This is a genomic window from Bacillus sp. 9.4 (assembly GCF_055486415.1).
Window position 1 is genome coordinate 263,318 of the sequence record NZ_JBVFMU010000002.1, and the last position, 14,006, is coordinate 277,323.

The 14,006-nt window shown below is 41.9% G+C and carries 16 protein-coding genes; all 16 read right to left on the reverse strand.

Annotated elements, in window-relative coordinates; genetic code table 11:
• Positions 1-27: 27 nt before the first annotated feature.
• Genes swrB through cheY form a run of 16 tightly spaced genes read right to left on the reverse strand, consistent with a single transcriptional unit; the run spans position 28 to position 13,983 of the window.
• Complete coding sequence (gene swrB, locus ACZ07B_RS07850) at positions 28-531, reverse strand: swarming motility protein SwrB (RefSeq protein WP_015252089.1); 504 nt, start codon at positions 529-531, stop codon at positions 28-30.
• Between the two features lie 28 nt (positions 532-559).
• Complete coding sequence (gene sigD / locus ACZ07B_RS07855; protein WP_003220911.1) at positions 560-1,324, reverse strand: RNA polymerase sigma-28 factor SigD; 765 nt, start codon at positions 1,322-1,324, stop codon at positions 560-562.
• Between the two features lie 22 nt (positions 1,325-1,346).
• Positions 1,347-1,847 carry a chemoreceptor glutamine deamidase CheD gene (cheD, locus tag ACZ07B_RS07860; protein WP_003244852.1) on the reverse strand — a complete coding sequence of 167 codons (501 nt, stop codon included), beginning with the start codon at positions 1,845-1,847 and terminating at the stop codon, positions 1,347-1,349.
• Positions 1,844-2,473, reverse strand: coding sequence for a CheY-P phosphatase CheC (cheC, locus tag ACZ07B_RS07865; protein WP_003231935.1), 630 nt, complete (start codon positions 2,471-2,473; stop codon positions 1,844-1,846). Before cheC ends, cheD begins: the two co-directional genes overlap by 4 nt.
• A gap of 18 nt (positions 2,474-2,491) precedes the next feature.
• Complete coding sequence (gene cheW, locus ACZ07B_RS07870; RefSeq protein ID WP_003231938.1) at positions 2,492-2,962, reverse strand: chemotaxis protein CheW; 471 nt, start codon at positions 2,960-2,962, stop codon at positions 2,492-2,494.
• Between the two features lie 21 nt (positions 2,963-2,983).
• Positions 2,984-5,002, reverse strand: a complete 2,019-nt coding sequence (cheA, locus tag ACZ07B_RS07875) for a chemotaxis protein CheA (RefSeq protein WP_464877087.1) — start codon at positions 5,000-5,002, stop codon at positions 2,984-2,986.
• A 5-nt stretch (positions 5,003-5,007) separates the two neighbouring features.
• A complete protein-coding gene (cheB, locus tag ACZ07B_RS07880) occupies positions 5,008-6,081 on the reverse strand; it encodes a protein-glutamate O-methylesterase CheB (protein ID WP_014476816.1) in 1,074 nt (357 codons plus the stop codon).
• Between the two features lies 1 nt (position 6,082).
• Positions 6,083-6,979, reverse strand: a complete 897-nt coding sequence (gene flhG / locus ACZ07B_RS07885; RefSeq protein WP_445603961.1) for a flagellum location/number ATPase FlhG — start codon at positions 6,977-6,979, stop codon at positions 6,083-6,085.
• On the reverse strand, positions 6,970-8,070 hold the full coding sequence (gene flhF, locus ACZ07B_RS07890; protein WP_003231945.1) for a flagellar biosynthesis protein FlhF: 1,101 nt from the start codon (positions 8,068-8,070) through the stop codon (positions 6,970-6,972). The genes flhG and flhF overlap by 10 nt, the downstream gene beginning before the upstream one ends.
• Positions 8,070-10,103: a flagellar biosynthesis protein FlhA gene (gene flhA, locus ACZ07B_RS07895; protein ID WP_445603962.1), complete on the reverse strand. Its 2,034-nt coding sequence runs from the start codon at positions 10,101-10,103 to the stop codon at positions 8,070-8,072. The genes flhF and flhA overlap by 1 nt, the downstream gene beginning before the upstream one ends.
• A 32-nt stretch (positions 10,104-10,135) precedes the next feature.
• A complete protein-coding gene (gene flhB / locus ACZ07B_RS07900) occupies positions 10,136-11,218 on the reverse strand; it encodes a flagellar biosynthesis protein FlhB (RefSeq protein WP_003231949.1) in 1,083 nt (360 codons plus the stop codon).
• On the reverse strand, positions 11,218-11,997 hold the full coding sequence (fliR, locus tag ACZ07B_RS07905) for a flagellar biosynthetic protein FliR (protein WP_464877088.1): 780 nt from the start codon (positions 11,995-11,997) through the stop codon (positions 11,218-11,220). Before fliR ends, flhB begins: the two co-directional genes overlap by 1 nt.
• 7 nt (positions 11,998-12,004) lie before the next feature.
• Positions 12,005-12,274 (reverse strand): flagellar biosynthesis protein FliQ, encoded by a 270-nt coding sequence (gene fliQ / locus ACZ07B_RS07910; protein WP_003220888.1) that lies wholly within the window; start codon positions 12,272-12,274, stop codon positions 12,005-12,007.
• A gap of 14 nt (positions 12,275-12,288) precedes the next feature.
• Positions 12,289-12,954 (reverse strand): flagellar type III secretion system pore protein FliP, encoded by a 666-nt coding sequence (gene fliP / locus ACZ07B_RS07915; RefSeq protein WP_003245692.1) that lies wholly within the window; start codon positions 12,952-12,954, stop codon positions 12,289-12,291.
• On the reverse strand, positions 12,947-13,606 hold the full coding sequence (gene fliZ / locus ACZ07B_RS07920) for a flagella biosynthesis regulatory protein FliZ (RefSeq protein WP_024571383.1): 660 nt from the start codon (positions 13,604-13,606) through the stop codon (positions 12,947-12,949). The genes fliP and fliZ overlap by 8 nt, the downstream gene beginning before the upstream one ends.
• A gap of 14 nt (positions 13,607-13,620) precedes the next feature.
• Positions 13,621-13,983, reverse strand: a complete 363-nt coding sequence (cheY, locus tag ACZ07B_RS07925) for a chemotaxis protein CheY (protein WP_014476812.1) — start codon at positions 13,981-13,983, stop codon at positions 13,621-13,623.
• Positions 13,984-14,006: the final 23 nt, after the last annotated feature.

Consider the following 14,006-nt stretch of genomic DNA (forward strand, 5'->3'; position numbering starts at 1 on the left):
ATAATATAACACAGCTTTATCCGACAATCAAGAATCCTTTACACCTTTGGAGCGAAATTTTAAAAATAGCTCGATTTCTGTCTTTCCGCTCTTCATTTTCTGGGCAATCTGACTTGCCGAATATCCCTGTTCATATAATTCTATGACCTGGTCTTCAAATGATTGGACCTCACTGTTTACGATCTCTTCCCGACGGTCAACCTCTGTAATCAGACCTTCAATATGTTCAGGAAGATTCTCTGCCTCTTGAACTGGATCCCGCTCTTGATATGTTTCAGAGTGCTGAAGGCCTGGTTTTTGGGATTCTTCATCTGATTGACTTGCAGATGAAGCTTTATTTTCTATCAGTTTCTCATTTTCTTCTTTTAATTCAAGCAGAAATGCCGCCAAGGTGTTTTCCGTCTCTTCAAGTATCTGTTTTTGCTGTTTTTCTGTTTCTTTCACTGCAGCGAGCCTCGTATACAGGATAATGACAGCGTACAGAAGAACGCCGTGGAGCGTAAAGCTTAAAAGCCATAATAGTGTTGACATGTTTTTCACTCGCTAACCATGAAATTCATTATTGTATCACTTTTTCCAGCAGATTCTTTAATTTAAATAATGCCTTTGAATGGATCTGAGATATGCGGGACGTAGAAAGATTTAATACTTGTCCGATTTCTGTCAGTGTCAACTCCTCTTTGTAGAACAAACTGACAACCAGCTGTTCTTTTTCAGAGAGTTCGTGAATTTTTTCCGCAAGCTGTGCAATCAGTTCATCCTTCATAATCTTTTCTTCAGGCGGAACATTTTTGTCATCTCTGATCATGACTTGAATGTTTTCCCCGTCATCTTGATCATGGAGCTTTTCATCAATTGACAGCAGATTTGCAAAAAAACCTTCATTCATTGTTGACACGACATCCTGTACCGTCATTCCGAGTTCCTCTGCAATTTCCGCGGGCGATACATTCCGAAGATACCGCTGTTCAAGCTTTTCAATTGCCGCTTCAACCTTCTTTGTTTTTTCGCGTGAGGTTCTGGGCAGCCAATCTTCTTTACGAAGCCCGTCTATGATTGCGCCGCGAATTCTAAACGAGGCGTAGGTATCAAATTTTAAGTCCCGGCTGGGGTCAAATTTTTCAAGGGCATCATATAAACCAAGCATACCAAGGCTCATAAGATCGTCTTTATGCACTGATTTCGGCAGCCCGACAGAAATTCTGCCTACATGATATGTGACAAGCGGCATGTAACGGCGCATTAAGTCGTCACCGGCTTTAGGATCTTTCCACTCTTTCCAGCGCGTCCAAAGCACCTGATCTTCATAATTCAAGGATTGCATTGTTATCCCCCTAATACCTTAATTAAATCGTTTTTTCACCTTGTTTAACAGTTCGAATATGCAGCATGCAGGACTTCGGTTCAAATTCTATCGTCCGGCCGCTTGAGCCGCCCGTATCTTCACTAATAATAGGAATATTAAATAAAGACAGCTGTTCTTTTATCGCTAATACATTTCTCGGTCCGATCTTCATCAAATCATTTGTCGATTTAAATTTAAACATCTCTGATCCGCCGGCCAGCTTTGCTTTTAATGCAAATTTCCGGCATCCCGCTTCTATCAGCATATCAATCGTGGTCTGTACGGCGGTGTCAGCGTACTTAGCCCGGTTGAGCTCGGCAGTTTTCGATAACGTCGAATCCGGAAGCATGACATGAACAAGACCCGCCGTTTGCTTTTCTTTATCATAAAGCACCAGCCCCACACATGAGCCCAAACCAGAGGTCCGGATGGTATCCGGGAAGCGGGCGATCTTCACGTCAGCAATCCCAACCTTTATAACAACAGCCTCAGTTGTACTCATAATGATGCACCTAAGGCGACAAAGAGCTTTTCAAATGAATCATAGTCCGGCAGCATAAACATATGCGCTTTCAGCTCCTGCTGATGGCTTTGGTCAAAAATTGACGTGTCGACAACAATGGCGTGTTCTCCAACCTGACTGAGCTCCATCAGCCCTTCGCTGATCACAGCTCCGAACATGTCCAATGAGACTTCAGGAACACTTGGATAGAGCTGGAGCTTCGTCAAATCCGCCAAAGCTGTTAAATATGACCCCGCTAAAATATTGCCCAGTTCATGCAAAGCGGATGAGCTCATGTGGTCTTCACCTAAGTCCTCTATGTCAAAATCGGGGTTTCCAATAAGCTCTCTGATAAACTGCTCCGCCTGAAAAAAAGGCATTATAAAGAACATTGAACCCGTTAAATCGCCTTCCATTCTTAAAAAGATGCTGGCAACCGGGACATCGGCGCCGCCGAAAAAATCAACAAGCTCATCAAAAGACAGCAGCTTTGCAAATGGGACTTCCATATCTATCTTTCTATTTAACAGCTGGGCCATTGCAGAGGCGGAGTGGCCGGCGCCTATATTGCCGACTTCCCGCAAAATGTCCATCTGCTCTTCTTTGATTCCATTAAAAATACTCATGTCATAACCCCTTTAAGATTAAGCTTGATCGGGCACAGCGGACTGAGATGATTCTTTATCCAAAACCGCGTTCGCATCAATAATATTTAAGAGTCTGTTCTCTTGTTTCACAATCTGTTCGATCGACACATCCGTATCTTTCTGAACGCCTTCTGGAGCAGATTCTATTTCACTTTCGTGTACGGTAATCACATCATTCGCTTCATCCACAATCCAGCCGACTTCAATATCACGATAAGCAATGATGATAATTCGTGTTTCATCGGTAATTTCATACTCTGGCAAATTCAGGCGTTTTCTTAAATCAATAACCGGAGTCACCACCCCGCGTAAATTGATTACCCCGCAAATATATGGTTCGACGCCAGGTACCCTCGTTGGCTTTTGCCATTTTTCAATTGATTTCACCTGAGTGACGGAAATGGCATATTCTTTGCCATTTACCATAAAGACTATCATTTTTTCGCCTGTTTTAATTTCTGCAGTCATGTGAGACACCTCCTCGAATGGTTAAATAATCAGTGCATTACAATCAATAATGAGCGCTACTTCTCCGTCTCCTAAAATAGTAGCTCCGGAAATTGCAAAGACGTTTGTTAAATAATCTCCGAGTGATTTCAGCACAACTTCCTGCTGGCCAATAAAGGAGTCCACCACAAATGCAGTAGGTTTGTCGCCTTTTTTCACGACAATGATATGGAGCTGTTCCGCATCTTTTCTTGTATCTTCTATTTTAAACTCTTCTTTTAAATAAACGACAGGGACAATATGCCCTCTAAAGTCAATCACTTCACGGTCATGCGTTTGCAAAATGTCTTTTCTGTCAATAACTGCTGTTTCAATGATTGAAGAAATCGGAATGGCAAATGTCTCTTCTTCCAACTTAATCAGCAGAACTGAAATAATAGACAAGGTAAGCGGCAGCTGGATGCTGAATAGAGAGCCTTGACCTTCGGCTGATTTCACACTTACTGAACCGCCAAGAGATTCCAGTTTGTTTTTTACAACGTCAAGTCCGACACCGCGGCCGGAAATATCAGAAATTTGGTCAGCAGTTGAGAACCCCGGAGCAAAAATCAATTCGTAAATTTGGTTGTCTTCTAAGGTTTCAGCTTCTTTTTCCGTTATGACTCCGCGCTCAAGCGCTTTTTCCAGAATTTTTTTGCGATTAAGGCCTGCGCCGTCATCCTCTACTTCGATAAAGACATGGTTGCCGCTGTGATAAGCTTTAAGCACAACTTTTCCTGATTCCGGTTTTCCCTTTTGCAAACGTGTTTCCGGCGCCTCGATACCATGGTCAATACTGTTTCTGATCAAGTGAACGAGTGGATCTCCGATTTCATCAATTACTGTACGATCCAGTTCAGTTTCCGCACCGATGATCGAGAGTTCAATTTTTTTATTCAGCTCTTTCTGAAGCTGGCGAATCATTCTCGGGAATCTGTTAAAAACGGTTTCAACCGGGACCATTCTCATATTCAGAATAATCGATTGCAAATCTCCGGAAATTCTCGTCATTCGTTCAACCGTTTCAGTCAGTTCATTGTGCTCAAGCTCTTTCGCAATCTGCTCGAGACGCCCGCGGTCAATGACAAGCTCTTCAAATAAGTTCATTAAAGAATCAAGCCTGTCAATGTTGACACGAATTGTTTTAGATCCGCCGGCTGAATGCTTCGCCTGTTCATCGTTTTTAGCAGGCTGTTTTTGTTTCTCCTGCTTCGCAGGTACAGCTGCTGCTGGTGAATCTTCTTGCTTAGATTCTTCAGGCTTTTCGGCTGATGTTAAAGGAGCCCCTTGAATGACTTCAACATGCTCAATTTCCGACACGCCATTGATTAATTGTTCAATGTCTTCCGCTGATTGATGTGTTAAGAAACAAACTTGAAAGTCAGTTCCAAAGTCTTCTGTTTCAAGCACTTCAGCACTTGGAATTGTTTTGGCTACTTCTCCGACTTCATTTAGTTTTTCAAACACCATATAGACACGAACTGCTTTTAACATACAGTTTTCGTTCAGAGAAATCTTGATTTCATATCGTTTGAAGCCTTGCTCCTCCGCTTCTTGTATAACTGTACGTTCAAATTCATCATATTCCCAATCAGATGCTGAACTCTGTGCTTCTGCAGGTTCCGCGGAGGCGGCGGATTCAGCGTGCCCACCATTCACATCAAGCTTGGCACTCACTTCTGAAATATCTCTTTTACCATCTCCGCCATCAATAATAGACTGAACCATTGCTTCCAGGTGATCCAGAGCTTCAAACAAAATATCCAGCCAGTCTGAGGTGACTTCCATGTCTCCGTTTCGGATTGCATCCAGCACGTTTTCAAGCAGATGTGTTAGATGTGCTAAATCCGTGTAGCCCATCGTTGCGCTCATTCCTTTTAATGTATGGGCAGCCCTGAATATATCATGTACGAGCTGAAGATCAGTCGGGTCTTTCTCTAAAAGAAGAAGCTTTTCATTACATGTTTGTAAATGTTCTTTACTCTCATCAATAAAGACATCTAAATACTGATTCATATCCATTTGAATCACACCCTCTCTTTTTTCACACAGCTTGTGATGGATGCTGCGATATCTTCCACATGTTTAATCTCATGAATGAGACCCGCTTTAACAGCAGCTTTTGGCATCCCGTATACGACACAAGATTCTTCAGACTCCGCAATGGCTTTCACATTGCCGGCTGTTAGCATGTCCTTTAGCCCAGCAGTGCCGTCACTGCCCATTCCGGTCATGATAACCGCTACTTTTTCATAATCTGTCAGTTTCCCGACAGAACGGAATAAATAATCAGCAGATGGTTTATGACGGCTTGGTGTGTCATGGTTATCAAGCACAATCTGGAGTCCCTCGCTGTTTTTAATAACGGATATGTTTTTTCCGCCCGGTGCTATGTAAACACAGCCGTTAAGAGCTGCTTCACCATCTTTTGCTTCTTTTACCTGAATGTCAGATAAATGATTCAGCCGATCAGCCAAAGAAGCAGTAAACCCTTCAGGCATGTGCTGAACGACAACCACTGGTGCGTTCAAATCCTTAGGGAGCTTCGGTATCACCTTTTGTAACGCCCGTGGACCGCCTGTTGATGTGCCGATACACACAATTTGTCTGCCCGTGCCAGGTTTCGGTTTGCTTAATTCAGGCTTAACGACAGCACGCACAATAGGTTCGGGCCGAACTGTCTGGGAAACAGGACGTTTCCGCTTGCCGGAAAGTCCTGCCGCGACGACACGCTCAACTAATTGTTCTTTAATTTTGTATAGATCCAGAGATATTGAGCCTGATGGCTTTGTGATAAAGTCAAAGGCACCGATCTCCAAACAATTAATTGTGCATTCTTTACCTTTCTCGGTCTGGCTAGACACCATAATGACCGGCAAGTTATAAATCTCAATAATTTTGCGGAGCGTATCTGTCCCATTCATGACCGGCATTTCAACATCAAGAGTAATAACATCCGGTTTTAATAATTCAATCTTCTTAAGCGCTTCTTCTCCGTTTCTCGCAGTTCCGATTACTTCTATCTGCTTTTCCTCGGTCAGAAAATCACTTATCATTTTTCTCATAAAAGCTGAATCATCAACTACAAGCACACGAATCAAATTAAGCCCTCCTCATTAAAAAAGAAGATAATTTCTCAATAAATGTCTGTTTGTCTTCTTTGTGTCTCGTTTCTTCTCTTTCAAACAAGGCGTCCGCTAAAATACGGACTGACCGGCTGGCTTTTGCCTGAGGGCTTTTTATGAAAAAAGGAACCTGTTCGACAACCGCTTTGCTCACGATCACATCGTCAGAAACGGAACCGGCAAACTGAACCTGAACATCCAAAAACATATGAATTGTACGGGAGAGGCGGGCAAAAGCGTCAAGCCCTTCCTTTTGGTCACGGCACCGATTGACAGCCACCTTCATTGAAAGCTTATTTTCTGTCAAAACCAAGTGCTTGACAGCGCTGTATGCGTCCATAATGGCCGTCGGCTCGGGAGTTGTTATAATCAAAATATCTTCTGCTGATAAAATAAAAGGCAGTTGATCTTTTGATAAGCCTGCTCCCATGTCAAACAGCACATAATCGAACTGGCTTAATGCATGAGAAAGTTCATTGGCAAAAAACGTCCATTTTCTCTGATCGAGCTGGAACATCACATCCAGACCAGTTCCCCCTGATATATACCGCAAACCCTTTGGGCCAACGGATAATGACTGCAGCAAAGGCTTACGGTCCGTTAAAACATCGATTATCGTGGTAGACGATGAATTTCCCATTAATATATCAATGTTCCCCATCCCGATATCAAGGTCGATGAGCAGCACTTTCTTACCTTTATCCTGCAGCGCAAGTGCCATATTTAAGGTAATATTGGATTTTCCGACACCGCCCTTGCCGCTGATGACAGCAAGTGTCTTCGCTTGTTGTGAATAAACCATTGGCAGAACGCGCTCACGTTTTTCCATTTTCGCCCGTAAAGTTGCTGCTTGGTCATATCTGTTCATCTGCACAGCATCCTCACAAAACCAAGTGGAGATACAGTCTGTATATCCTCAGGCACATTCTGTCCGTTTGTCATAAACCCGACACCTATTTTTGATTCTGCCAGTATATTAAATACAGAACCTAAGGAAGTCGTTTCATCTATTTTCGTAAAAATATACTGATTGACAGGGACGGATGAAAACCGTTTGACAATATGCTTCATATCTTCATATTTTGCAGTCGCGGATAAAACAAGAAATGACTGAATGCTGCTCTCAAAAGGAATCGTTTCTTTCAGTTCATCAATGTATTGCGGGTCCTTGAAGTTTCTTCCGGCTGTATCAACAAACACATGATCATACTCAGAAAATAACTCCTTCGCCTGCTGAAATTCTTCTTTTGTATAGCAAACTTCCAGAGGAGCCTGCAGCAGTTCAGCGTATGTTTTCAACTGTTCAACAGCTGCAATACGATACGTATCTGTTGTAATAAAAGCGATTTTTTTATGTTTTTCAAGCATAGATATGGCTGCGAGTTTAGCCAGTGTAGTTGTTTTACCAGCCCCTGTTGAACCAAAGAGAACGATATATTTTGAATGAATTGGCTCCTGCCACTTGTCTGCTGAGGGCAGCATATCGCATAGTATTTCCTGAAGTTTGCCGACAACATTTTCTTCAGTCAAGCCGCCTGCTTCAACAGAGAAGCGAAGCAATTTTTTCAGAGTGTTCGTTTTCGTAGACTCTTTGATCCCTGTTTCTTGCAAAAGCTTTTCTGCTTTTCGCAGCGGCTCAGGAAGTACAGATTGATATGCTGAAAAATCACCTAGCTCCTGTTGCGCCGGAATTTGAGGGGGATATGTTCTCTCCTCTATTTTCGGACTGCTGACCGGAGTTTTTAATGTTTGTTTCGGTTCAGCTGCCTTCTGAGGCGTTTTTTTCTCAAGAAAGTCCTGATCCAATACGGCGATTACTTCAACAGCAGGCTTGTTGACGAGGCCAAACCATTTTCGCTTTTTAATTTTTTTCGAATTTAATATGACCGCTTCATTACCTAACTCTTTTCTGATGAGAAGTGCCGCTTCTTGCATTGAAGCAGCAGTAAATTTTTTTATTTTCATTAAATATCCACCACTCCAATGCTTTGTACCTCAACATTCGCCTCAAGTTCGTTATAAGAGAGTACCGGAAGATCAGGGAAGTACCGTTCCAGAAGCTGCTTCACATACATTCTGACAGGCGGCGAGCAAAGAAGAATCGCGGTTTCCTGACGTAATGAGAGCTGTTCAGCTTCTTTAGCGACAGAGCGCACTATACTTTCTGAAATATCTGGTTCAAGTGATAAATAGTTCCCGTGTTCCGTCTGCTGCACACCGTCTGCTATTGCTTTTTCTACACGGCCGGAACAAGTAACAACCTTCAACACTTCATTTTCTTTGGCAAACTGGGCTGTAATTTGTTTAGCAAGCGCTTGTCTTGTATACTCTGTCAAGAGATCAGAATCTGTTGTTAATTTCCCATAGTCAGCAAGTGTTTCAAAAATCGTTACTAAGTTTCGAATTGAAACTTTTTCTTTTAAAAGCTTAGCAAGCACTTTCTGAATATCACCGACAGACAATGGATTCGGCGCAACCTCTTCAACCAGGACTGGATACGATTCTTTCAAGTGATCGATCAGCTGTTTTGTCTCCTGCCTTCCGATCAATTCGTGGGCATGCTGCTTAATTTTCTCCGTAATATGCGTTGAAACGACTGATGCAGGATCAACTACTGTATAACCAAGCATATCGGCTTCATCCTTTACCGCTTCGCTAATCCATTTAGCCGGCAGCCCGAATGAAGGCTCCACTGTTTCAATCCCTTCAATGAGATCGTCCTCAGGAGTAGGCGACATCGCTAAATAATGATCAAGCAACAGCTCGCCTTTTGCTACTTCGTTTCCTTTAATTTTCAATCGGTATTCATTAGGCTGCAACGCTATATTATCTCTGATTCGCACGACAGGAATGACAAGCCCGAGTTCCAAAGCCAACTGACGGCGTATCATAACAATTCGGTCTAATAAATCACCGCCTTGATTGGCATCAGCAAGCGGTATCAGGCCATATCCAAACTCAAATTCTATCGGATCTATATGCAGAAGCTGAACAACACTTTCAGGGCTTTTAAGCTCGTCCACCTCAGCCTCTTCCTCAAGAATCTCATCCACTTCTTCTTTTTCCTTACCTGATTTAGATAGTGTATATGCGCCAAAAGCAAGCAATCCCGCAAGCGGCCCCGTCAGAAGGATGCCGATCGGAGTGAAAATACCTAAAAGCATGATCGTAGCTGCTGCGACGTATAAAAGCTTTGGATACGCAAACAGCTGGCCTGTAATGTCATGCCCTAAGTTTCCTTCAGAGGCAGCTCTTGTGACCACAATACCCGTAGCCGTAGAAATTAACAGTGCCGGGATTTGCGAAACAATTCCATCCCCTACAGTCAGCATCGTAAAGTGTGAAGCAGCCTCTTGAATGGACATGCCCTGCTGAAGCATTCCGATCACGATTCCGAAAATAATATTGATCATCACAATGATGATTCCGGCAATGGCGTCACCTTTTACAAATTTACTGGCACCGTCCATTGCTCCATAAAAGTCTGCTTCTCTTGCCACTTTTTCGCGGCGATGCTTCGCTTCCTGTTCGGTAATCATCCCTGCGTTTAAATCAGCATCAATACTCATCTGCTTCCCAGGCATTGCGTCCAGCGTAAACCTTGCTGCAACCTCGGAAACACGTTCAGCACCTTTTGTAATGACGATAAACTGAATAATAATAAGGATGATAAATACAACGAGTCCAACTAATACATTTCCGCCGACAACGAAATTTCCGAAAGTCTCGACGACTTTCCCTCCTTCACCGTGTGAAAGAATTGAACGGGTAGTTGAGACGTTCAATCCCAAACGAAATAGGGTCAAAAGCAGCAACAGTGACGGAAAAATCGAAAACTGAAGCGCTTCCTGCATATTCATTGTGGTGAGAAGCACGATCAACGCAAGAGAAATATTAATAATGATCAAAATACTTAACAGCCATGGAGGAAATGGAATCACCAGCATCGCCACAATGAGGACAACACTTATTAAAACGGATAAATCTCTTGTTGACATGCTGTTTTTTCTCTCCTTTTAAATCGAAAAATTCAATATACTTTTTGTTTTGTTTTATATACGTAAGCCAGAATTTCTGCTAAAACTTTAAAAAATTCTTCCGGCACTGCCTGGTCAATTTCCACCTGATCATATAACGCACGGGCAAGCGGTCTGTTTTCTACCATCATGACATCATGCTCTTTAGCAATTTTCCTGATTTTTAACGCAAGGTGATCGACGCCTTTTGCAACAATATAAGGTGCGTCCATTTTTTCTTCATCATATTTCAAAGCAATCGCATAGTGAGTCGGGTTTGTGATAATGACATCTGCTTTTGGAACTTCCTGCATCATCCGCCTCATCGCCATTTCCCGCTGTCTTTGTTTAATTTTAGACTTGATAATCGGGTCTCCTTCAGATTTTTTGTACTCATCTTTTATATCTTGTTTTGACATTTTGATATTTTTCTCATAGTCAAATCTCTGATATAAATAGTCGAGACCCGCAAGAATCAACAATGCACCTGCACCGCTTAGTCCCATCCACAAAGTGAGTTTTGAAACGAAAGAAAGTGCCTCTTCGGGTGTCAGGAGAGGAAGCCGGAGAATTTCTCCATAATGCAGCCAAAGCACAGCAAAAGCTGCAAAACCGACGACTACGATTTTCAAAATTGATTTAATCAGCTCTACAATCGCCCTCATACTGTATATTCGTTTAAAGCCTTTGATCGGATCCAGTTTTTCAAGCTTAGGCTGTATCACTTCAGCAGAAAACAAGAACCCAACCTGCATATAGTTGCTTACGACTCCTGCAACAAGAGCAACAAGCAAGATCGGTGCGAGTATCATGCCCATATCCTTTAATAAGCTGACAAACAATGTATGCACATTTGATTCTGAGAGCTTCATTGTGAGAGATTCGGTATAAAATGTTTCTATGAATGACAGCAGCCTGTCTCTCATATACGGACCAATTGCAATAAGCGAAAGGAATATTACCAGTAAAGAAACGGCGGTATTGACATCCGAGCTTTTGGCTACTTGCCCTTTTTTTCGCGTATCCTTCCGTTTTTTCGGAGTGGCTTTTTCTGTCTTCTCTCCCGCAAAAAACTGCAGGTCAACTCTAAGCTTCATTAAGAAACACCGACCAATGCTAAAAGATTCCGCATCGTTTCAATCGTTAAACTGAAAACATTCCGGACAACGACGAAGATAACGGACATACATACAATGAGCATGATGAAACTGACAGCGATCTTTAAAGGCAGACCGACCACAAATACATTTAACTGCGGAACAGTTCGAGCCACGATACCTAATGCTAAATCAACTAGAAACAAACTGGCCACAACCGGCGCTGACATTTGAAAAGCGATAATAAACATTGCATTAAAGCTTTTCGCGATAAAATAGGCAAACTTTTCATCGCCGAAATTCAGAAATGCCTGATCAACTGAAATATACTGAAAGCTGTAGTAAATACCGTCCAGCAGCAAATGGTGGGCATTGACACTCAGCATAAACAAAAGTGCCATCGTATAGATAAACTGGCCAATCAACGGACTTTGTGCACCGGTTTGCGGATCAATAACGTTTGCTATTGAAAATCCCATTTGAAAATCAATAAACGAGCCGGCAATCTGCACTGCGGCAATCATCATATAAGCAATTAAACCCAGACATAGGCCGACCAAAGCTTCTTTAAACGCCAAGAGCATATAGTGCTCATCTATCTCCAAAGAGGGCGGTTTATCAATGGTGCTGAAACAAATAACTGCAAGAAAAAAAGCAAATCCTATGCGATGAACAGCTGGCACATTCCGATGTCCAAATAGCGGAATCGTTACAAAAAAAGCAGAGATTCTAATAAAAACCAATAAAAAAGCAGGAAATAAGTCAATAATTGAATTCATCTCTACATTACCCTGCAAAACGATTTAAATTAGAAAACAGCTCTGTTGTAAATGAAAGAATCGTCGACAGCATCCACGGACCAAAAAAAATGAGAGCCAGGAGAACCGCCACGATTTTCGGAATAAACGCCAAAGTCTGTTCCTGGATTTGAGTTGTCGCCTGAAATATGCTGACAATTAAACCGACCAGTAAAGCAATAGCCAATAATGGCCCGCTGATCATCAGCGTTACGTATACGGCTTTTTCCGCCATAGAAATTACAAATTCTGAACTCACGTTTAGCACCTACCCTAAAAGCTCTGAAGCAAAGATTTCACAATTAAATACCAGCCGTCTACCAAAACAAAAAGTAATATTTTAAAGGGCAGAGAAATCATAACTGGAGGCAGCATCATCATTCCCATTGACATCAAGACGCTCGCCACTACCATATCTATAATTAAAAAAGGGATAAAAATCATAAAACCTATTTGAAATGCTGTTTTAAGCTCCGATATGGCAAAAGCCGGAACCATTGTTGTTAACGGAATATCCTTTAATGATTCAGGTTTATCCATTTTCGCGTAATTCATAAACAGCGCCAGATCCTTCTGCCTTGTGTGTTTACTCATAAATTCTTTAATCGGTTCCTCAGCTTTCGTATACGCTTCATCCAAGCTGATTTTGTTGTCCATTAATGGGGTCAGCGCTTCTTTATTAATTTCTGAAAAAGTAGGAGCCATAATAAAAAATGTTAAAAACAGCGCAAGCCCGATAAGAACCTGGTTTGGGGGCATAGATTGCGTCGCAAGTGAAGTTCTGACAAATGACAGAACAATGACGATGCGAGTAAAACAAGTCATAAGAATCAATATTCCAGGCGCCACTGAAAATACAGTTAACAATAATAGTAATTTAACAGTTGAACTTACGTTTTCCGGATCGCTTGAACTGAAAATATTAATAAACTCATTCATGATGACGTGGGCCTTTCTTCTTTCCTTCAGAACGGTTTTGTTTTAACTCTTCAAGTTGCTCTTTTAATGCTTTTGAAAATGAAGGCAGTTTTTGCTGCGGCTGATGTTCAGAACTCTTATGCGGCTTCACAAACTTTTGCCACTCTATTTTGCTTGACATTGCCTCTTCATGCTGACTGAGAATGACTTCAATCTCTTTTTCATCCTCAATTTCTTTCAGCAGCTGGATCGTCTCTCCTACACCGACGACGAGCACACTTTTCCCGACCTTGATCAATTGTATGGATCTGTTCTGGCCGACCGATGTGCCGCCAATATTTTCAACATATTGAAAAGGCTTTAGGAGCCGATTTCTTTTGTTCATGAGCTTAACCAGCCCGTAAATCAGCACGATAACAAACAGTAAAGCGAAAATCATCTTTACAAAATCAAAAGCTGAGACAGAAGGAGCAGCCGCTCCCTCCGTCTCATCAGCAGTTTTTGTTGTTTTTTCTTTCTTTTGCTCTGACTTATCTGCATTTTTTTCATCTTTTTTTTGAAACCATTCGTTTACAGTTGAATTATCAGAGTCTGCCGCGGCAGCAGCAATCGGATGTACACTGAATAAAACGAAAAAACAAATAAAAACGATAAAATATTGACTCTTTTTCAACAGTCGTACACCCTTTAACTTAATGTTTTGTTGATTGCTTCAAGCACACGGTCAGCCTGGAAAGGTTTCACAATGAAATCCTTAGCGCCGGCCTGAATGGCATCAATAACCATTGATTGCTGTCCCATAGCAGAACACATGATGATTCTTGCCTGCGCATCAATTTGTTTAATTTCTTTTAATGCTGTAATACCATCCATTTCTGGCATCGTGATATCCATAGTAACAAGGTCAGGTGAATGCTCTTTATATTTCTCTACCGCTTGTGCTCCATTTTCAGCTTCCGCCACAACTTCAAAACCATTTTTAACCAAAATATCTTTAATCATCATTCGCATAAATGCTGCGTCATCTACAATTAAAATTCTATGTGCCATAATCTATCTCTCTCCTTGTGTTT

Excerpts from the sequence above, each read along its gene's own strand:
- sigD (WP_003220911.1), bottom strand. The coding sequence starts at position 1,324 with ATGCAATCCTTGAATTATGAAGATCAGGTGCTTTGGACGCGCTGGAAA.
- flhF (WP_003231945.1), bottom strand. The coding sequence starts at position 8,070 with ATGAAAATAAAAAAATTTACTGCTGCTTCAATGCAAGAAGCGGCACTT.
- cheW (WP_003231938.1), bottom strand. The coding sequence starts at position 2,962 with ATGACTGCAGAAATTAAAACAGGCGAAAAAATGATAGTCTTTATGGTA.
- fliP (WP_003245692.1), bottom strand. The coding sequence starts at position 12,954 with ATGAATGAGTTTATTAATATTTTCAGTTCAAGCGATCCGGAAAACGTA.
- cheD (WP_003244852.1), bottom strand. The coding sequence starts at position 1,847 with ATGAGTACAACTGAGGCTGTTGTTATAAAGGTTGGGATTGCTGACGTG.
- fliR (WP_464877088.1), bottom strand. The coding sequence starts at position 11,997 with ATGAATTCAATTATTGACTTATTTCCTGCTTTTTTATTGGTTTTTATT.
- cheA (WP_464877087.1), bottom strand. The coding sequence starts at position 5,002 with ATGGATATGAATCAGTATTTAGATGTCTTTATTGATGAGAGTAAAGAA.
- flhB (WP_003231949.1), bottom strand. The coding sequence starts at position 11,218 with ATGAAGCTTAGAGTTGACCTGCAGTTTTTTGCGGGAGAGAAGACAGAA.
- cheC (WP_003231935.1), bottom strand. The coding sequence starts at position 2,473 with ATGAGTATTTTTAATGGAATCAAAGAAGAGCAGATGGACATTTTGCGG.
- flhA (WP_445603962.1), bottom strand. The coding sequence starts at position 10,103 with ATGTCAACAAGAGATTTATCCGTTTTAATAAGTGTTGTCCTCATTGTG.
- cheY (WP_014476812.1), bottom strand. The coding sequence starts at position 13,983 with ATGGCACATAGAATTTTAATTGTAGATGACGCAGCATTTATGCGAATG.
- swrB (WP_015252089.1), bottom strand. The coding sequence starts at position 531 with ATGTCAACACTATTATGGCTTTTAAGCTTTACGCTCCACGGCGTTCTT.